The 19,230-nt window shown below is 69.3% G+C and carries 21 protein-coding genes; 4 read left to right on the top strand and 17 right to left on the bottom strand.

Annotation, left to right across the window (positions count from 1 at the left end):
- Positions 1-27: 27 nt before the first annotated feature.
- The 12 genes from DEI98_RS12805 to DEI98_RS12755 form a co-directional block, all read right to left on the bottom strand.
- A complete protein-coding gene (locus DEI98_RS12805) occupies positions 28-1,053 on the bottom strand; it encodes a MupG family TIM beta-alpha barrel fold protein (protein ID WP_111100935.1) in 1,026 nt (341 codons plus the stop codon).
- The gene (locus DEI98_RS12800) at positions 1,053-2,561 is read right to left on the bottom strand and encodes a PTS transporter subunit EIIC (protein WP_111100934.1); all 1,509 of its coding nucleotides are present in this window, start codon (positions 2,559-2,561) and stop codon (positions 1,053-1,055) included. Before DEI98_RS12800 ends, DEI98_RS12805 begins: the two co-directional genes overlap by 1 nt.
- A 44-nt stretch (positions 2,562-2,605) precedes the next feature.
- Complete coding sequence (gene murQ / locus DEI98_RS12795) at positions 2,606-3,544, bottom strand: N-acetylmuramic acid 6-phosphate etherase (protein ID WP_111100933.1); 939 nt, start codon at positions 3,542-3,544, stop codon at positions 2,606-2,608.
- An 8-nt stretch (positions 3,545-3,552) separates the two neighbouring features.
- Positions 3,553-4,449 carry a MurR/RpiR family transcriptional regulator gene (locus DEI98_RS12790; protein WP_181438034.1) on the bottom strand — a complete coding sequence of 299 codons (897 nt, stop codon included), beginning with the start codon at positions 4,447-4,449 and terminating at the stop codon, positions 3,553-3,555.
- Between the two features lie 56 nt (positions 4,450-4,505).
- Entirely contained in the window at positions 4,506-5,093 is a 588-nt protein-coding gene (locus tag DEI98_RS18405; protein ID WP_146243520.1) for a hypothetical protein, read from the bottom strand.
- Positions 5,090-6,382, bottom strand: a complete 1,293-nt coding sequence (locus tag DEI98_RS12785; protein ID WP_111100931.1) for a hypothetical protein — start codon at positions 6,380-6,382, stop codon at positions 5,090-5,092. Before DEI98_RS12785 ends, DEI98_RS18405 begins: the two co-directional genes overlap by 4 nt.
- Positions 6,382-7,125 carry an ATP-binding cassette domain-containing protein gene (locus DEI98_RS12780; RefSeq protein ID WP_111100930.1) on the bottom strand — a complete coding sequence of 248 codons (744 nt, stop codon included), beginning with the start codon at positions 7,123-7,125 and terminating at the stop codon, positions 6,382-6,384. The genes DEI98_RS12785 and DEI98_RS12780 overlap by 1 nt, the downstream gene beginning before the upstream one ends.
- Positions 7,126-7,212: 87 nt before the next feature.
- Positions 7,213-7,827, bottom strand: a complete 615-nt coding sequence (locus DEI98_RS12775; RefSeq protein ID WP_111100929.1) for a hypothetical protein — start codon at positions 7,825-7,827, stop codon at positions 7,213-7,215.
- Positions 7,824-8,426 (bottom strand): hypothetical protein, encoded by a 603-nt coding sequence (locus tag DEI98_RS12770; protein ID WP_111100928.1) that lies wholly within the window; start codon positions 8,424-8,426, stop codon positions 7,824-7,826. The genes DEI98_RS12775 and DEI98_RS12770 overlap by 4 nt, the downstream gene beginning before the upstream one ends.
- Before the next feature lie 103 nt (positions 8,427-8,529).
- Positions 8,530-9,009 (bottom strand): DUF4395 domain-containing protein, encoded by a 480-nt coding sequence (locus DEI98_RS12765; protein ID WP_111100927.1) that lies wholly within the window; start codon positions 9,007-9,009, stop codon positions 8,530-8,532.
- Entirely contained in the window at positions 9,006-9,485 is a 480-nt protein-coding gene (locus DEI98_RS12760; protein WP_111100926.1) for a thioredoxin family protein, read from the bottom strand. Before DEI98_RS12760 ends, DEI98_RS12765 begins: the two co-directional genes overlap by 4 nt.
- Before the next feature lie 91 nt (positions 9,486-9,576).
- Positions 9,577-10,329, bottom strand: coding sequence for a hypothetical protein (locus DEI98_RS12755; protein WP_111100925.1), 753 nt, complete (start codon positions 10,327-10,329; stop codon positions 9,577-9,579).
- 91 nt (positions 10,330-10,420) lie between these two features.
- Between DEI98_RS12755 and DEI98_RS12750 the strand changes: the two genes are divergently transcribed.
- Entirely contained in the window at positions 10,421-10,639 is a 219-nt protein-coding gene (locus DEI98_RS12750) for a DUF1653 domain-containing protein (RefSeq protein ID WP_258370832.1), read from the top strand.
- A gap of 63 nt (positions 10,640-10,702) precedes the next feature.
- Here DEI98_RS12750 and DEI98_RS12745 read toward each other — a convergent pair whose 3' ends face one another.
- From DEI98_RS12745 to DEI98_RS18400, 5 genes are all read right to left on the bottom strand, one after another.
- Positions 10,703-11,143 carry a hypothetical protein gene (locus DEI98_RS12745; protein WP_146243519.1) on the bottom strand — a complete coding sequence of 147 codons (441 nt, stop codon included), beginning with the start codon at positions 11,141-11,143 and terminating at the stop codon, positions 10,703-10,705.
- Between the two features lie 257 nt (positions 11,144-11,400).
- A complete protein-coding gene (locus DEI98_RS12740) occupies positions 11,401-12,858 on the bottom strand; it encodes a hypothetical protein (RefSeq protein WP_146243518.1) in 1,458 nt (485 codons plus the stop codon).
- A complete protein-coding gene (locus tag DEI98_RS12735) occupies positions 12,855-13,115 on the bottom strand; it encodes a hypothetical protein (protein WP_146237741.1) in 261 nt (86 codons plus the stop codon). The genes DEI98_RS12740 and DEI98_RS12735 overlap by 4 nt, the downstream gene beginning before the upstream one ends.
- Positions 13,102-13,899, bottom strand: coding sequence for an ABC transporter ATP-binding protein (locus DEI98_RS12730; RefSeq protein WP_258370838.1), 798 nt, complete (start codon positions 13,897-13,899; stop codon positions 13,102-13,104). The genes DEI98_RS12735 and DEI98_RS12730 overlap by 14 nt, the downstream gene beginning before the upstream one ends.
- A 2-nt stretch (positions 13,900-13,901) precedes the next feature.
- A complete protein-coding gene (locus DEI98_RS18400) occupies positions 13,902-14,156 on the bottom strand; it encodes a hypothetical protein (protein WP_111233936.1) in 255 nt (84 codons plus the stop codon).
- A 136-nt stretch (positions 14,157-14,292) separates the two neighbouring features.
- Here DEI98_RS18400 and DEI98_RS12725 point away from each other — a divergent pair, with 136 nt between their 5' ends.
- The 3 genes from DEI98_RS12725 (at position 14,293) to DEI98_RS12715 (ending at position 19,206) form a co-directional block, all read left to right on the top strand.
- On the top strand, positions 14,293-17,802 hold the full coding sequence (locus tag DEI98_RS12725; RefSeq protein WP_111100922.1) for a TM0106 family RecB-like putative nuclease: 3,510 nt from the start codon (positions 14,293-14,295) through the stop codon (positions 17,800-17,802).
- Positions 17,803-17,885: 83 nt separating this feature from the next.
- Complete coding sequence (locus tag DEI98_RS12720; protein ID WP_146243517.1) at positions 17,886-18,200, top strand: hypothetical protein; 315 nt, start codon at positions 17,886-17,888, stop codon at positions 18,198-18,200.
- A gap of 148 nt (positions 18,201-18,348) precedes the next feature.
- Complete coding sequence (locus DEI98_RS12715) at positions 18,349-19,206, top strand: nuclease-related domain-containing protein (protein WP_111100920.1); 858 nt, start codon at positions 18,349-18,351, stop codon at positions 19,204-19,206.
- The last annotated feature ends 24 nt before the right edge of the window (positions 19,207-19,230 follow it).

Genomic DNA, 19,230 nt, shown 5'->3' with positions numbered 1-19,230 from the left:
CGGGCGCGAGGACCAGTGGAATCGGAGTCAGCCGAGGACGATTGTGAGCGACTGGTCTCCCAACGCCGCCAAGGGCATGGTGAGTGCTCCGAGGATGGCGACACGATCGTCAGCAGGCAAGTCCCGCAGCGTGATCGCCACCTCCCCGCAGTACCTTCCCGCCGACGCCAACTGCACGGTGACGGAACCCGCCGGCCTCGACTGCCCACCCACCTCAGGCAGCGGCAAACCGACGAACCGCTCCCGCGAGTGCTCCAGCCGGATCATGGCCTCAGCCGCATCCGGCCGGTTCCGATCGGGGACCGCCAGCGCCTCGATGACCGCCGGGTGAACACCCGGAGCGGCTGTCCCGTCGAGCACGACGACGTCATCGAGCACGAACGACCCCAAGCGCGACCACGAGTGATCGGTCAGCGCCGGGTCCCCGACGTACACATCGTCCACGCCAGCATCGACGAGCGCCACAGCCTGGAACAACGGCGGCATGTTCCGGTGTTCCTCGACGGTCGGCAGCCCCTCGCCGAGCGGCCCACGCCGCACGGAGTCGCCGGCGATGAACGCCCCGACCCGCCAGCCGAACTGCCGAGCAACGGCGACCGAGGAGACCACCGAGGACAACGCCAGCCCGGTCCACTCCCGCGGGTAGAAGTTGTGGATCAGCTCGACGTCCAGGTCAGCGAACGGCGCCAGGTCGGCGGCCCGCAGCGCGCTCGCGTTGAGGGCGATCGGCAGAACGGCAGCGATCGAGCGGATCTGAGGAACCGAGAACCCGAAGTCGATCCGGACCCGCGCCACTCCGATCGACCGCAAGAACTCCCACGGCGAATCACCGAGCAGCCGAGCGGTGTTGGGGGAGACGTCGGCGACGACCGACAGCCCCGAGGACGCAGCAGCCGACACGATCGCGGTCGCAGCGGCCAGGGCACCCGAGGGCGAGTCCTCCGGGATGTGCAACGAGGTGAACGCGAGCGTCGCACCCGCTGCCGCGGCGCCCTCGAAGGTCGGACCAGCCGGCGGACCGTGCGCCAGGTACGCGCTCGCGCCCAACCGCATCAGCGCGCAGCTCCCACGGAGTCAGCTGGCGTGACCTGCACGTCGAGCGGGGCGTCCGGAGCGACGGGGTCGCCTGACGGCGCGGACGACTGCGCCTCCAGATCAGCCCGCACCGAGGCGGACACCCCGAACAGCAGGGTCGCCAGGAACCCCACGACGTAGGCGACGAGGAGCCCCGATCCGTAGCCGAGCAGTGCCCACCCGTAGCCAGAGGACCCGTCCAGCAGGGGGAGGAGCGACAGGTCCGAGGCGCCGATGGCGATCGCTCCGACGGAGTGTCCGAGCTGGTCGAACAGTCCGACGACCCCACCGCCGAACGCTCCGCCGATGCAGGCGGTGATGAACGGCCGACCGAGGGGGAGTGTCACGCCGTAGATCAGGGGCTCGCCGACACCGAGGAACCCGGCCGGCAGTGCACCGCGGATGGTCCGCACCAGCGACGCGTTCGACCGGAACCGCACCCACAGCGCGATGCACGCACCGATCTGCCCTGCACCACCCATCGCCAGCACGGGCAGCAGCACGGTCCATCCGGTCTGGTCGATCAGGGTGGTGTGGATCGGGATGAGTCCCTGGTGCATGCCGGTCATGACGAGCGGCAGGAAGAGGCCTCCGAGCACGAAGCCGGCGAAGGCTCCACCGTTCGCGAGCAGCCAGGTCGCAGCAGTACCGATCGCGACCGAGACGACACCGGCGACGGACATCAGGACCCCCAGCGTCACTGAACCGGCAACGAGCACGGTCACGGTCGGAACGACGATGAGCGCGATCACGTCGGGAGTCACGCGCCGCATGAAGCGCTCGACGTACGCGGCGAGGACGCCACCGGCCAGCGCACCGAGCACACCGCCCTGCCCGGGAGCCAGGGTCTCGCCGAACACGGTGACGTTCGCGACGCCGGCCGCGACGATGATGCCGCCGACCGCACCACCGAGGATGGGCGTGCCGCCGAACTCCTTCGCGGCGTTCATCCCGACGAACACGGCGAGCAGCGACAGGAAGCCGGACGAGAGCACCCCGAGGAACGGCGTCACGCCGGGCACCCACCCCAGGTTCGTCAGGATGCCGTTGATCCCGGCGATGAGCCCGCAGGCGATCAGCGCGGGGATGAGCGGGATGAAGATCGCGGAGATCTTCCGGATCGCGCGCATCGTGCGGCCGTCGGAACGGGACCGCGCGGTCGCCTTGATGGACGCACCGCGAGCAGCGAGCTCCTCGGGCGACGCACCAGGCCCACCAGCCGCAGCCGGCGGGGCGGTCGCGCGCAGGGCCTCCAGTCCGTCTGCCACGCGGTCGACCAGACCCGGGCCGAGCACGATCTGCAGGTTCGAGCCGGCCGCGATGGCGGCCATGACGCCGTCGGTGGCCTTGAGGTCCTCGAGCGCGACGGAGGAGTCGGACACGACCTCGACCCGCAGGCGGGTCATGCAGTTCTCGACGTCGGCGATGTTCGCGGAACCGCCGACGGCGTCGAGGATCTGCTGGGCGAGTTGCTGGGCATCGGGCATTGCTGTGCTCCTCGGGGGAAAGGAAACGGAAAAGGGAACGGGGTCTACAGCACGGCGCGCAACGAGCCAGCAGCAGCATCGAGGCGCTCACGGGCCGAAGCAGCGGAGGCGCCGGTCAGGATCACGGCGATGGCGGTCTTCACCTCGCCGTCCGAGGCATCGAGCGCTGCCTGGACCTCGGCGGGGGGAGCGCCGGTGACGTCCTGCACGAGCGAGAACGCCCGGGCGACGAGCTTCGCGTTCGTCGCCCGCACATCGACCATGCGGTTGCCGTACGTCTTGTGGCTGCGCACCATCGCGAGCGTGGTGAGCATGTTGAGCACGAGCTTCTGCGCGGTCCCCGCCTTCAGGCGGGTCGAGCCGGCGATGAACTCGGGGCCGACGACGACGTCGATGGCGATGTCGGCCTCCCGCCCCGCGGCCGAGTCCGGGTTGCACGCGACGGAGACCGACAGGGCGGAGCGGCGCCGGGCCTCCAGGATGGCTGCGATCACGTAGGGCGTCCTGCCGGACGCGCTGATCCCGACGACCACGTCGTCGGCCGTCAGGCCGAGCGCGTCGAGGTCGCGGACGGCGGCTGCTTCGTCGTCCTCCGCGCCCTCCACCGCGGTGGTCAGGGCGGGGCCGCCGCCGGCGATCACGCCGACCACCTGGCTCGGGTCCGTACCGAAGGTGGGCGGGCACTCGCTGGCGTCGAGGACGCCGAGCCGGCCCGGCGTGCCAGCGCCGACGTAGAGGAGTCGGCCGCCACGCGCGAAGGCTGCGGCGATCGAGTCTGCCGCCAAGGCGATGGCCGGGAGGCACGGCTCCAGTGCCGCAGGCACGCTGCGGTCTCCGGCGTTCATGCGCTGGGCAGCTTCCAGCGTGGAGATCGTGTCGATGTCGTCCAGCGAGTGGTCGGTCGCCTCGGTGGTGAGGGCCGCGAGTTCGTCGCGGAGGGCGTCGTGGGTTTCGGCGTCGTGGGTTTCGTGCGTCTGGTTCATGGTGGTGCTCAGTTCCGGTGGTGGGTGCGGACGGCGTCGCGGCTGCGCGCGAGGAGCGGCTGGGAGCGCTCGTCGGTGCGCTGCGCGACGACGATGAACAGGGTGTCGACGATGGCGAGCTGGCTCATCCGGCTGCCCATGGCCGCGGGACGCAGGGCGCTCTCGGCACCGGCGACACCGAGCAGGACGTGGTCGGCGGTGGTGGCGAGCGGGGCGGAGGCGTGGCCGGTGATCGCGACGATCGTGGCGTGCTGGGTGCGGGCGGCGTGGGCGACCTCGAGGGTCTCGACGGTGGAGCCCGAGTGGCTGACCAGCACCAGCACGTCGTGCTCGCCGATCACGCTCGCCAGGGTCAGGGCGTTGTGCGGGTCGTCGGCGATCGAGCTCACGATGCCGATGCGTTCGAGCTTGAGGTGCAGGTCTCGGGCGACGATGCCGCTCGCGCCGACCCCGTACAGGACGACGCGGCGGGCGTTGGCGAGTTTTCGTGCTGATTCGTCGAGTGCGTGCGGGTCGAGCGCGGCGCGGGTGTCGGCCATCACCGCGCGGACGTCCTCGGTGACCTTCGCGATGACGGTGGCGACGTCGTCGTCGACCGCGACGCCGGCGTGGATCTCGGTGGATTCACGCTCGTGGATCCCGCGTTCGACGGCCCGGGTCATGCTGCGCTGCAGGGCGGCGAAGTTCGCGAAGCCCAGGTGCTGGGCGAACCGGGAGACCGTGGCGGGGGAGACCCCGGCTCGGCCGGCGAGGTCGGTGGCGTTCGTGGTGGCCGCGGCTGCCGGGTCGTCGAGGACGGCGTCGGCGATGGCGCGCATGCTCGACGGCATGCTCGCCGACTGGGTGCGGACGAGGGCGAAGGCGTCGGCGCGCTCGGATCGCTCGGGCCGCTCGGTGATCGTCATCCCGCCATGAAAGCGTCTTTCGCAGGTGAGCGCCAGTGCTGAAAGTAAATTGCGTGTTACGTCGTTGCGCCCGACCTGTGTGCCAGCGGACTGACGATGGCGGCGATCACCACGGGGAGGACGAACGCCCACGACGCCGGGTCGGTGTTCGTCGACACGACTCCGGCCCATCCGGCTGGGTGGCCGGGACTCCCGCGACCGAACAGTGCTGCGACGAACAGGTAGAGCACGCCCGGCACAGACTGGAACCGGTCGCCGAGCACGGCGCGACTGACCAGTGCGAGTGCGCAGAACGCGATCGTGTTCCGGACGGTCGCGACCGCGGCCTCGGGTTCGGCGCCGACCGCGAGCCCGATGCTCGCGGTGACGGTCACCAAGGTGACCACCGCGATGACGGTGGTCAGCTCGAGCAGGTCCGTCCGCCGAGTGGGCGCTGGGAACGGTGCGCGGGTGACCGAAGCGCTCGTCGCGATGGCGATCACCAGCGGGAGCACGGCCGCGACGGGGATCAGTGCGAACGGTGCGCCGCCGCCGAACGAGGGGAAGAGCATGCCGATCGGGCCGAGCGCGATCGAGAGCACCGTCAGGGCGGTCGTGAGTCCGAGCAACGGCAGGGTGCGGTGGGCACGCAGCCACCAGATCACGAGGACGGCACCGGGATGTGGCCGACCGAGCAATCCGTCAGGCGGTCGATCGTCGCGGTGACCCACGTGGCCTGAGCGGGGGCCGGAGCACGACGGAGGGCTCGCAGAACGTCGGGGTCGTCCAGCTCGAGGGCGGGTTCCACCTGGTCGGCGTTCACGATGCCCTCGGCAGCGACGTCGATGAGCCATCGGTTGGCGACAGCGGCATCGTTGCGGCGTTCGGCGTCGTCCTCCTCGGCGCCGCAGTACGCCACCTTGGCGTCGCCGAGCAAGGAGGTGGTGATGCTGTGGAGCACGTCCGCGTCGGTCATCCGGACCTGGACGATCATGTTCAGGACGTCGGGCGACGACGGTGCGTTGCTCGCCCGGATGGTCGACGGCACCGTGATGCCCGAGCGGCCGAGGTTCTCCACGGCCTTCCGGATCACCGACTGCGAGTCGTCGGCGGTGCGTTGCTCCGGGAAGAGGCAGATCGTCGGCGCCGCGCCGCTGCAGATCGCTTGCGTTTGCGGGCGGTCGACGATCGGTGCCGCACCGAGGCCGGAGCCGGCGGTCAGCGCGACGAGGGTGATCACGGCGAACGAGCTCGCGCCTGTCGGGACACCGAACCGGTGGACGCTGTTGCCGCTCGAGCGTCGAGCGACCGCGATGACGAGCAAGCTGCAACCGGCGAGCACACTGAACGCCGTCGCGATGATCGGTGCCCGGACGTCGAGCGCGGTCTCGACCGAGCAGCAGTCCGCCATCACGAGACCGGCGAGGTACCGGAGTGGGAAGTAGTCCACGGACCAGGTGAAGCCGAGCCAGCTGTACGAGACGAGCAGGCTCAGTGGGATGGACGCCACCGGCGGAAGCCACCGCCCCAGTGCGAACCCGATGCAGCTGTGGAAGAACAGGATCCCCGCGAATGCCAGGCCGACGAGGGGCGACGGGCCACCGGGAGCGCCCCAGGTGTCCCGACTCATGAGTGCGACCGCGACGAGCTGGAGCAACAGACCGGCAGCCAGTGGTGTCCACAGGTGATCGGTGACGACTGCTGCACTGGGTCGGCTGCTGGACTCGATCACGGGCGCAGCCAGACGGAAGCGCTTCCCTTCCCAGGCGCCGGCCGTGGCCGCCACTCCGCACGAGAACACCAGGTAGATCGCGGAGCCGGCCATCGCCGCGGGCCAGTAGCCGGCGACGGTCGTCTCAGCCGCGAACTGCACGCTGTACGCGACGACGCCGAGCAGCCCAGGAACGAGGAGCCACACTGCTGCTCGGCTGCGCCACGGGATGATCGGGCGCATCAGTCGTCCTCGCTCGTGAACCGCGCGTACGAAGCGGTGATCGCCTCGGCGGGCGAGAGTCCTGTGGACGGCTCGGTGAACGCCCCGACCGAACCAGCGAACGGCACCCGGCCGTCGACGAGGACGGTCACGTGGTCGTAGGTCGCGGCGACGTCCTCGGTCTGGTGCGTCGAGACGACGACGGACACTTCCGTCGGCAGGTTCTGGATCACCCGAGCGAACCGCGCGCGCTGTGCCAGATCGAGTCCGGCCGTCGGTTCGTCGAGCAGGATCCACTGTGCGCCGGACACCAGCGCGCCGGCAATGCCGAGCCGCCGGATCTGGCCGCCCGACAACGACGACGCTCGTGCGTCGGCTCGGGTGGCGAGATCGACGGTGGCCAGGGCGGCCGTCGAGCGATCCCAGGCGTCGGCGCGCGACAAGCCCTTCAACCAGCCGCAGTACGCGACGTGCTCCCGGGCGGTCAAGCCGGGGGAGGCACCGCTTCGTTGCGGGAGCCACGCGACGCCGCGGCGGTACCGTCGGCGGCTTCCGCGTGCGCCCGGTTCCCCCAGTCCTTCGATGTTGATCGTCCCGGTGCGGGGGCGGAGCGTGTCAGCGACGAGTCCGAGCAGGGTCGATTTGCCAGCGCCGTTCGGCCCGAGCAGGACGCTTGCTCCGGTCGGGAACACTGTCGACAACTCCGAGAGCACCGCGTGGTCCCGCCGGTACCCAAAAGTGAGTTCGTCGATCTGTATGCCCATTGCACCCCCTTGAAACCTCGTACTGGTGTTTCACCGTACAGGGCAAAGGGGCACCGCAGGAGCACGAGGTGCGGCAGGCCTACTGAGTCAGCGCTGGCGGGCGGCTGCGTCGGTGGCCGCCTGCACGTAGCGTCGGCAGTTTCGGGACTGGTGGATGAAGAGCGGCGTGAAGACGATGGCCACAACGAGGAGCGTGCCGCAGAGGATCCGACTGAAGACGGCGGAGAAGGGGTCGTCGCCGACGAGGTTCGGGAGCTGCGGACCAACGATGCCGAGGCAGAGCAGCAGGAACTGGCCGAGGGCGATCGGCTGGTAGGCGCCGCGGAGACGGGCGAGGTCGAATGCCCGTCGTGCGAGGTCAGAATCGGCCGGTTCGATCGGGGCTTGCTTCGCGATGGCCTGCGCGAGGGTCTTCCGGCTGAAGCGCGAGAGCCCTTCGATAGTCGCCTGCATCTGCGGAGTGAGCCGGAGGGTGGTGGCGATGAGCGAGAACGCCCCGGCGAGTCCTCCGACCGCCACCGTGCACCCGACCACCACGATGGGCCATCCCGGGCCTCGGCGCGCGTCACCGAGCAGGATGACGACCACGACGCCCACCATGAGGCCGACGATTCCGCCGGCCAGGATGATCCAAGCCGTCCGGCGCCAGGCGCGGCTGGTGATCGCCTCGGGTGTCTCTGGCGTCTCCGTCGCGGTGGTCATACGACGGAGACCGGAGTGTCGGTGCGGCGTTCGTTGTCGGCCGTCGTGGCTTCCGCGTACCGCCGAGCTCGGCGGCCTCGGGTGACCAGCAACGGCGCGACGAACACCACTTCGATGACGAAGAGCGCCAGGACGATCCGGCTGAAGACCACATCGCCGCCATCGCTGACGACGCGAGCGAATTGAGGAGCAGCGACCATTGCGAAGAGCAGGAACCCCTGCCCCAGGAAGATCCCGTTGAACATCGCAGTCCCGCGGGCGAGGGTGAGTGCGCGGTGCTGCAGCTCCGGGCCCGCGTCGTCCGCAAGCGGAACACCCGAGCGGATGGCGCTCTTGATGACCTTGCGACGGTCTCTCGTCAGGTCCTCGGTCGCCTGCGTGATGATCGACGACGCGCGCGCACTGGCGGGGAGCAACGAGAGCATCCCGGCCAGGCCGACCAGCACGGCGACGCACGTGAAGATCGCCAGGGCGACGGTCCAACCGTCCTCGTCCCGCGAGGTTGCCCAACCTGCCACTGCCCCTGCGACCGCGGCGATCGACACGCCCAGGGCGGTGCGACGCCAGGCACGCCGGATGATTCGTTCGTCTTCCCCCACCCGCTCACCCTACGGGTCGGGGCACAGCCGCGTTCTGGAGCCGAGCGCCCGTCGGACGCTGGCGGTGTTGTCGAGGTGAGGCGGGCCTCCAGGCCGGACGCTGTCAGGCGACGCCGCGCCGCGGGCGGAAGACTCCCGCACGCACCAGCCACACGTAGAGCAGGCAGCCGATGCACACGTCGAAGACAGCGTTGAGGAACGCGGCGACCAGGGCGACTGCGGCACCGATCGGGGCGGCGTACGGCACGCCGAGCAGTGCGAGGAGTAGGGCGACCGCGGTCACGAACAGGCCGACCTGCTGGGCGAAGGTCGGGGGTTCCGGGGCCTCGAGTTCGGCGGGCGGGGCGAGGCGTGGACGGACGACCCGTCGGAAGAGTGCGCCGTAGGGGTGTCGGCGGATGCCGGCGATGCCTCCGACGGCGAACAGCGCGACGATGACCGCGAGCAGCACGATGCCGGCGACCCACGTCTCAGGGATCAGCGTGAGGACGATCGTCACGGCGAGGAGCACCGTGGTGATGGCGGCGCCGAAGCGTGGGGAGCGCGGGTCGATGCCGCGGTCGGTGTCGTTCGTGGTGGTCATCGGGACTCCTGGGTGCCGGTCGTGTCTGCGGTGCCTGCGGTTCCTGCGGTCAGGACGGTGTCGAGGGCTGCGGCGAGCTCGGGTGGGCGGGGTGGGCCTCCGAAGCGGGTGCGGACCGAGCGGTCGGCGTCGAGCAGCAGGACAGTCGGGGTCTGCATCACGTCGAAACGCCGGGCGAGCTCGGGGTGTTCGACGAGGTCCACCTCGATGCGGCGAACGCCCTCGTGCTGGTCCGCGACGACGGCGAGCTGGCGCCGGGTGGCCGGGCACCGCGCACAGGTCGGCGTGGAGAACTGGACGAACGTGGCGGCGGTGCCGTAGTCGGTGTCGAGCGCGAGACCGTCTGCGTCCTGCCTCGTCGACGAGGCGGTGCCCGTCGATCGGGCTCGACCGGTCCGGTGGCGGAGCAGGAGACCGAGGACCGTCGCGAGCGCGATGACCCCGACGAGCACGGCCACTGCGGTTCCGAAGGTCACACGGTGACGGTACGCGCAGCCGACGAACTGCTGTCGAACGTGACCGGATGTGACGCCGAGGTGTGCGAGTCGTGCCGGGCTTGGCAGGGGCTCAGTCCTCGGGGAGCGTGCGGACCCACTGCTCGAACGCGGCGGCGTCGTCGTCGCTGAAGACGGCGGAAGGCCGCGACTCGTCCTTCGCCGAGTGCAGGAACAGCGTGCCGTCGGCCATCCCCGGCGTCGCGTCGCTAAGGATGGACGACTTCGCCGCGACGCCCTTCCTGGTGAGGAAGGTCAGCTGTTCACCGTTCGTCGATTCTGCGATCGCCGCTTCACCGTCGAAGAACGAGGCGAGCTCCATCACCAGGAACGCGGTGGTCCCGTCCTGCGTGGTGAGGGCGACGGCCGGCTTCGTCCGACTCTTGCCGAAGGGGTGCTCGACGGCAGTGGCCGTGACTCCCGAGCCGGTCCACGGTCGCACCTCGGTCAGGGGGAGTCTGGCGGCGACCCGCGCCGCGGGTCGTCTCGGCGTGAGGACGGCCTGGAACAGCAACGTCCCGATCACGACCGCGAGGAACCAGGCGTACGGCGAGAACGTCTTCGTCGCGATGAGGACGAGGAAGCCGCCGAGGAACCCCGCCCAGACCAGGTTCGGCCACCACCTCGACTCCTGACGCAGGCCGAGCGGCCACAGCACGGCGCCGTACACGAGTCCGACGACCGTGGGGACCCAGAAGGCCGAGGGGCGGACGGCGCCGGCGTGGAAGTGCAGCCAGACGTCGACCCCCGCCATGACGACCGCCATGCCGACGAAGAAGACGCGCTGTGCGCGACGGTCCCGCTCGCGCGTGCTCAGTGCGGTCATGTCGTTCCCCCGTGGTGCTCGTTCCCCGTGCTGCTCAGTCAAGCAGAACGCGCTGTCATGGTCCCACCGCTCGGGCCGTACCCTCGGTCGGGTGACTGACGACGTGACCGCGGGCCGCTACCGGCACTTCAAGGGCAACGATTACGAGGTGCTGCTCGTCGCTCGTGACGTGGAAACCGAGGAGCCCGTGGTCGTGTACCAGGCGCTGTACGGCGAACGCGGGCACTGGGTGCGCTCGCTCGCCGAGTTCACGGCACACGTGACACGTGACGGGTACGACGGCCCGCGGTTCGTACCCTTGACCGACTGATCGCGGAGGCCGGACTGTTTGCCGGCCCGCTGAGAGCGCTCATGTCCGGCGGTTGGCGAGGGTTCACTGTCGGCTGGACTGTTCTCGGCGCACGGGGAACTTTGACGAGCGGGCAGACCTGACGGCGTCGCGCAGATTGGCGCCGTCCCCGACCGGGAAAAGCAGGGTGCCAAGGTGACCTACCCCGATCGAGGCGAGAACGACCACCTCGATGACGTGTGTCGCGAAGATCATCGCGGCGGCGCAACACGACGCAACCAGGAGCGGCCCGCTCACCGCGACGACGGCCTCGCGGAGAGGTGGCAAGGAGTTGCGCACAACGTGGGCGAAACCGAGCCTCGCGACGACATGGACGTGCGACCGTTGCGCCGACAGCAGGCCAATGGCGAGGAGATGACCGAGTTCATGGCAGAGATTTGAGACGAGAAACGCGAGCACCGCCAGCAACGGTCCGTACGTCGCTCCGCTGCCGAGAAGCGTCGCCATTGCGAGTGCGGTCGTCACCGTCAAAGGAAGTGCCGCAGAACCGACGACTGCCAGGACGAGGCGCACGTACACCGAGAATCTCTTCGCATCGCCAGAATCCACAAGCGCTCCCGCAGTGAAGGCCGTTCTCCATCGGCTCTCGCCTCCAGCGATGAATCCGTGGTCGATCGCTGCGCGACGCCTCGCGTTCGTGTCGGTCCGGAGCGACAGTGCGAACTCTTCACATCGAACGGCAGGGCCCTCCGGACTACAGCACGGCGGCAGCAGTCGGGAGATCATCGGGACGAGGTCAGTCGGATGCACGTGGTCACCGACCCTGCTACCAGCAGGCAGATACAGCAGATACTTCCGAGCACCTTCAATGGTCCAGCGAGCTGATCCAGATAGGAGATGAGGGAGCTGCATCCCAGGTACAGCACGGTCGTCAGCATCAGGCCGACGCTGCCTGACATGGGCTGTGTGTCGCTCCACGGGACGAGGGCGCCAGCGAGTGCCGCTGACAGGAAGAGCAGCGTCGCACGGAAGACCATCCCCGGGAGCTCGTCGAATTGGACGACGCCCAGGAGGAGGGCTGCGCCGCTCAAGCCTGTCCAGGCAAGGGCAGCGGCGACGATGTGCGCCACTGCAACGGGCGCGAACCACCACGTGCGGCGACGACCGAGCGCGGTGCCGGTCCAAGCCCATGGCAGGACGCGCCCCGGGCCGAAGAGGACGAGAGCACATCCCGCCGAAGGAACCGCCATGGCCAAGCCGTCGCGTACCTCTGCTGGAACGTTCGGCGGGAGCGCCCACGCCGTTGTCGCCAACAAGCAGATTGCGCCAGCAATCGCTAGGGAAGTCTGCGGCGCACGAATCATCACCAGGAGCTGAGAGAGGAAAGGCCCCTGCGGTCCACGGAGTATCCGATCGGCAGGGAGAAGCGCGAACGCGGACGGGACCGCCTTTGAAGTCGAGATCTTGCTGACTGCCCACACGAACACAATCGTCACGACGAAGTAGCTCACGAAGACCGGCCACGCCAGATCAGGCCTCCGGCTGGTCGCGACATCGCTGATCAGCCTTGGGAGGGACAATGCGGGCGCGTCATCGGTAGCCAAACCCGAGGGCGCGATGACGCCGGGGCCGAAAGCGACGAGCGCAGCGCCGATCGTCACTGCGCCACTGATCGTCGACGAGACGGCGAAGGGTGTTCGGAGCCAAGACTGCATCAAGCTCCCTACTGCGTGCAGCAGGCCTTGGGCGAGCGCTTCAACGAGAGCGACGCCCGCGAGAAGCGCGACCACGTATCGCGTCGCCTCGCTGAGGTCGAGAACACGACCTGCCACGAGCATCGCCGGGACGCACAGCGCCGTCGAGCCGATTGTGGTGAGCACGGTCAGTGGAAGCGATCTGCCGATTGCTCGAGCGCTGTTCGTCACCGGTAGGAGGCACAGAAGGTGGTCGAGGGCCGAGCCCGCTGGGGCAGTGAGCGCGAGGACGACCGTCACCAGCGCCGCGCTCAGCAAAGCACCACTCGCCGCGGTCTCCACCATGAACGCTGCGATCGGTGCCGGCACTTGGCCGCTCAACGTCGAGACTGCCGTCAACCCGAGGGCAAGTCCGAGTGCAAGGATGCCTGCAACTGTGAACGCAGCGCAGAGGAGGACTCGCCGACGTGAGACGTTGAAGGCTCCAGCGAGTTCTGACATCCAGACCAACGCGGTGGCGCGCGCGACCGTGATGGTCTGACTCACGGGTGGGGGCGAGCGCGAAGGCGCAGGGCGGCGTAGCCGACCGTGATGAGAACGACCGTCACGAGAAGCCCCAACCCGTTCGGCGTGAACTCCACCGATGGCAGCCCGTTCTCCGTGCCGACTGTGGCCGAGAACACGAACGGAATCTCAGCGGGTGTCCCACTGACGGCTGAGGTGGCGATCGTGGCAGCGATGGCAAGGAAAGTGATAGCGATGCCGAGCACGAGCCCGATGAACGTCACGCTAGCGGTCTTCATGAATTTCCTTTTCGTCGGGGGTGAACAGGGCACGGAGCCGGTCGGCGCGGGTAGCCATCGACGAAGCGCTGCTGATCCGCGCGGAGAAGCACTGGCCGACCGAGCCATGGCTGGAAACGATCTCCCGGGTGCGACCTGAAGCAACAATTGCTCCGTTGTGCAGCATGGTTATGGCCTCACAATGCGTCTCGGCGCGCAACAGGTCGTGCGTCGCCATGAGGACCGCTCCGCCTGCCGCGGTGAACAAGGAGAGGCATTCTTGGAGGACTTGCGCTGTGTCCGGGTCCAACCCCCTGAACGGTTCGTCGAGGATGAGGAGCGAGGGACTGTGCGCGAGCGCACACACCAATTGAAGCTTTCGCTTCATGCCGTGGGAGTACGAGGAGATCGGCTTTGAGAGTGCGTTTCGTACCTGGAGGACACGTGCGAGGGACATTGCTCGGGACGAGTCATCGCGGCGACGGAGTGAATCATGCAGGCGCAGGTACTCGCGGCCCGTCAAAGACTGGGGAAGCGGGAGGTCATCGGGTGCGAAACCGAACCGCATCCGAGCGACGGCTTGGCTGACCGTCACGCCATGGTGAAGGACTGATCCGCGGTCCGGGTCGATGATGCCCGTGATCACATGCAAGGCTGTACTCTTCCCGGAGCCGTTCGAGCCGAGGAGCCCGTGAATGCTTCCGGGGACGATGGTCATCGAGAAGTCGACCAGTGCAGGGCGCCCGCTGTACGACTTGTCGACTCCGATCACCTCCAGGACAGGATTCACGGGCTCCTCGTGCATGTTCACTTTCGGCAGTACACCTTCCATGTGCCGCCGGCACTGAAGGACGGCATGTCCATTGCCGGGTACATGCCCTTGTTCTGGCAGGTGATCCACCACGCGGTGATGAGGCCGACCGCGAGCAACAGCGCGATCGCGATGAGCACGAGCACAACGACTCGGTCCTGTTTGAGAGCGAGCCGATCACGGATCGATTCGACTCTGTCGGTGATCGCCGATTGTGAATAGAGCGCTCCGTTGAGCACGAGGTTCGACATGAACCATCCCCTTTCTGGTCGAGCGTTAACGTATCACCGACGGAATCTAGTATGTCAAGAGCGAATTCGAGGAACCCGTCCCGTTGTCTGACGCCACCCCTAGGCTTTCAGCGCACCGGAGAGCAAGGGGGAGCGCATGCAGATCGGCGTCGACGGGCACGTGCTGCTCAGCCCGAGTGACCTGAGCACGTGGTCGGCCTGCGAGTGGGCGTTCCTCCGCCGCCTCGACGCCAAGCTCGGCCGCGGGGAGGCCCTGCCGGACGTGCACGACGACATGCTCGAGCGCACGGCTCGGCTGGGGGACCAGCACGAGCTCGACTACCTCGAGATCCTCAAACAGACCCACGCCGTCGTCGAGTTCGACCGTCCCGCACCGCCGGACTACGCACGCGCCGCAGCCGAAGCGCGACAGGCCTTCGCCGACGGGGCCGACGTGCTGTACCAGCCGACGTTCCACGCAGCGCCGACGGCAGACGCCCCCGGGTTCATCGGCTTCGCGGACTTCATCATCCGCAACGACCGCGGCGAGTACGAGGTCTACGACACCAAGCTCGCCCGCCACGCCAAGATCAGCGCCCTGCTGCAGCTCGCCGCGTACGCCGAGCAGATGCAGGCGCACGGCATCCCGACCGGGCAGCAGGTGCACCTGGTGCTCGGCGACCGGACGACCACCACGCACGACCTCGCCGACATCGCGCCGGTGTACCGCACGCAGCGCGCCGAACTGCAGCGTGTGATCGCCGAGCGCATCGCCGCCGACGAGTCGCTGCGGTGGGGCGACCCGCGCTACTCGAGCTGTGGCCGATGCGCCGTCTGCTCCACACAGGTCGCCGAGCACCGCGACCTCGTCCTCGTCGCGGGCATGCGCCTCGACCAACGGGCGAAGCTGATCAAGCACGAGGTGCGGACGATCGACGACCTGGCGACCCGCACCCGGACAGTACCGGGCTTGTCCCGCGCGACGCAGGATCGGCTGGTACGGCAGGCGAGCCTCCAGATCGAGTCGGAAGACGCCCGACGGACGGGCGCCGACGGGCCGGGCCAACCCGTCAAGCCGCGCTTCGAGGTCCTCGACGCCCGTGCGCTCGACGCGATCCCGGCACCCGACCCGGGCGACGTCTTCTTCGACTTCGAGGGCGACCCGCTGCACACCGAGGACGGCGTGCACTGGGGCCTCGACTACCTGTTCGGCCTGGTCGACGACCGCGCCGAGTTCACCGCGTTCTGGGCGCACACCATCCGCGACGAACGAGGTGCGCTGGAGCAGTTCCTCGCGTTCATCGAGGCCCGGCGGCAGCAGTACCCGGGCATGCACATCTACCACTACGCGGCCTACGAGCGGACGCACCTGCTGTCGCTCGCCGCCCGGCACGGGGTGGGTGAAGAGGCCGTCGACGACCTGCTGCGCGCCGGCGTCCTGGTCGACCTGTACCCGATCGTCCGCAAGGCCCTGGTCGTCGGCAGCCACAGCTACTCGATCAAGAAACTCGAACCGCTGTACATGGGCTCGGACCTGCGCGAGAGCGACGTCACGAACGCCGCGGACAGCATCACCGCCTACGTCGACGCGATCGAGGAGCTCCGGAACGGCGACGCCGGCGAGGGGCAGCGGATGCTCGACCAGGTCGCCGACTACAACGCCTACGACTGCCGCTCGACCCTGCGCCTGCGCGACTGGCTCCGCTCGCTGCGCACCGACGACCCCGATGCGGCCGACCCCGCGCTCGAGCTCGAGGTCCCGCCGATCCCCGTCGAGCGCGAGCCCAATCCGGTGTACGTCGCGCTCGCCGCGCAGCTCGAGGACGTCGACGCCCTCGACCGCACCCCTGACCAGACCGCGTTGGCGCTCGCCGCAGCCGCGATCGACTACCACCGCCGCGAGGCCAAGACCTTCTGGCAGGACCACTTCGACCGCCTGCGGAACCCGGTCGACGACTGGGCCGACACGCGTGACGTCCTGGTCGTGGAGCGGGCGTCCGTCGAGCGCGACTGGGACACGCTGCCGCGCGCCCGCTCGCAGTCGCGGGAACTCCGGTTGTCGGGGACGCTCGCGCCCGGCTCGCGGCTCCGGCCTGGAGGCACGCCCCACCTGGTCTACGACGACCCGCTTCCGCCATCGGTCGCCTCACCGGGCCCCGGGTCGAAGGGCGCGTCGTCGCGCGCCGTGATCGTGGACGTCTGGGACAACGGCGATGCCGTCGAGGTCCTTGTGAAAGAGGGACTGCCCGTCGGTGGCGAACCGCACCACGAGTTCCCGGTGGCCCTCGCCCCGTCGGCACCGCCCCGCGCGAAGCCGCAGCCCGAGGCGATCGCGTGGTGGGGCCAGGCTGTGCTCGACGAGCTGCCGGCGATGCTGCCCGACCCGGCGCTCGACCTGCTGCGTCGGGTGCCCCCGCGTGGCCCGATCGTCCCGGTGCAGGGCGACGACACGGTGTCGGCCGTCGTGTCGACCCTGCTCGGCCTCGACCGGTCGTACCTGGCGATCCAGGGCCCTCCCGGCACGGGCAAGACCTACGTCGGCTCGAACGTCGTCGCCCGGCTCGTCCGCGAGTACGGCTGGCGCGTCGGGGTCGTCGGCCAGTCCCACGCGACGTCGGAGAACTTCCTCGCCTCGGTGGTCAAGGCCGGCGTCCCCGCGGACCGGGTCGTGAAGGTGCCGAAGTCGGGCGCGACCGAGGACGACCTCGACGCCGCGGCCTGGACCCCCGTGAAGAACGGTGCCGCCGTCGCCACATTCCTGTCCTCGTGCGAGGCCTCGGGCACCGGCGGTGTCGTCGGGGGCACGGCGTGGACGTTCGCGAACGAGTCGACGATCGAGCGCCGGTCCCTCGACCTCCTCGTGGTCGACGAGGCCGGACAGTTCTCCCTCGCCCCGACCATCGCGTCGTCCGTCGCCGCGACCCGGCTCCTGCTGCTCGGGGATCCCCAGCAGCTGCCCCAGGTGTCCCAGGGCTCGCACCCGGAGCCCGTCGACGAGTCCGCGCTCGGCTGGCTCGCCGATGGCCAGCACGTCCTGCCGTCGGAGTTCGGGTACTTCCTGGCCCGGACCCGCCGCATGGAGCCCGCGCTCACCGAGTCCGTTTCGGCCCTGTCCTACGACGGGCAGCTCGCCTCGATGGTCTCCGGGCGGCACCTCGACGGCATCGACGCCGGGGTGCACCCCGTGCCGGTCGTGCACGTGGGCAACACGACGTCCTCTGCTGAAGAGGCCGCCCGGGTCGTCGCACTCGTGGGCGACGTCGTCGGTCGCACGTGGACGGACGGTTCCGACACCCGGGCGCTGACCGATGAGGACGTCATCGTGGTGGCGCCGTACAACGCGCAGGGGGCACTGATCCGGCAGGAGCTCGACCGCGCGGGCTTCACCGCCACCCAGGTCGGCACGGTCGACCTGTTCCAGGGCCGAGAGGCCGTCGTGTCGATCGTGTCCCTGGCCGCATCGAGTGCGGCGGACATCCCGCGCGGCCTGGACTTCCTGCTCATGCCGAACCGGTTGAACGTGGCGATCTCGCGGGCGAAGTGGGCGGCGTACCTCGTGCACTCGCCGGCGCTGACGACCGGGCTGCCCCCGTCGATCGCGGGCCTGTCCCTGTTGTCCCGCTTCATCGAGCTCGTCGAGCCTCGCCCGCAGGCTGTCCGAGCCTGACCGCGAAGGCGAGGGACATGCTGGAGGACTGGGCGAGCCGACCCGCGCCGTGGCGCTCTCGGGCGTCGACGGCGGACCTCGTCGTGACGGTTTCACTGTTCGTCGCGACAGCGCTGGCTGGGATCGCCGCTGTGCTCATCGGGTGGGTGTTCGCAGGACTGTCGCAGTACAGCTGTGACTGGGAGACGTCGACGCGTCCGTGCACGCCGTGGGTCGCGTGGCTCCCGAGCCTGGTCGAGAGCATCGTGCTCGTCGCCGCTTTCGTCGGGGGTGCGATCGTGGCCGCCCGAGTTCGGCGGACGAGGCCGCAGGGATGGGCGGTCGCTTTCGGCACCGCGACCGTCATGGCGATCGTGGTCTCCGTGACCTGGGTGGTCGTCGCGGAGCACGCCGGCTGAGTCAGCGCTGCGTGACGGTTCTGGTTCACGAACCCCGGGGATCGTGAACCAGAACCGTCAACGGCGCGAAACCACGGACCCACCCGCCGCGCTGTGACGCCAGAACGAGGGCTGGCCGGACCAGACGTCGTCCTGGAACGGTGGAGGCATGGGGGAGCACACGATCACCGCGGACCGTCCGAGCCCGAAGGGAACGGCGCCGCTGACACTCCGCGCCCGCAAGCCCGGGTACGCCGTGATGCAGCAGTGTCTCGCGGTCCAGACCGACGGCCGCGCGCTGACGACCTGGCAGCGGTTCTGGGGGCATGACCCGCTCCGGCCGGAAGCCCGTTCGTGGTTCAAGGGGGCGATCGGCGAGCGGCAGGTCGCGGCGCAGCTCGAGGAACTCGGCCCGGACTTCACGGTCCTGCATGCCGTCCCGATCGGGAAGGGCAGCACGGATATCGATCACATCGTGGTCGGTCCGACGGGCGTCTTCTCGATCAACACGAAGAACCACTCCGGTCACGCGGTCTGGGCGGGCGGACGCACACTGATGGTGAACGGCCAGCGGACGCCGCACGTGCACCGCGCGCTGGCCGAGGGAGAGCGGGCAACAGCACTGCTGTCGGCCGCAGCGGGCGGTCCGATCCTCGTGCAGCCGATCCTGGTGGTCGAGGCTGCCGAACTCCGGTTCGGCAAGAAGCCGCCGGCGGCCGTGATCCTCGAGCCCGAGCGTGTGGGGAGCTGGATCCGCGGCCTCCCACGTGCGCACTCCGACGAAGCCGTGCGCTTCCTGTCGATGCTGGCGGAGGAACGGGGCACCTGGCACGTCGATGCCGTGGTCATCAACGACACACTTCGCCACGTCCAGCGCTTCGAGCGACTCGAGCGCGAGATCGCTGACGCGCGCTCCCGCCGCAGCCTGATGCGCCGGGCTCGGGTCCTCGCGGTCTTGGCCGTTCCGGCGGGTGGTCTGCTCGGCTACTGGTGGGCTGTCGCTGCTGCCGCGATGGCGGCTGCCTGACGACGAACGGTCAGAGTCTCCGAC

The organism is Curtobacterium sp. MCLR17_034 (assembly GCF_003234485.1).
Lineage (GTDB): Bacteria > Actinomycetota > Actinomycetes > Actinomycetales > Microbacteriaceae > Curtobacterium > Curtobacterium flaccumfaciens.
Note: the sequence above shows the minus strand (reverse complement) of the source record. Positions and strands in the feature narration are given on the sequence as shown.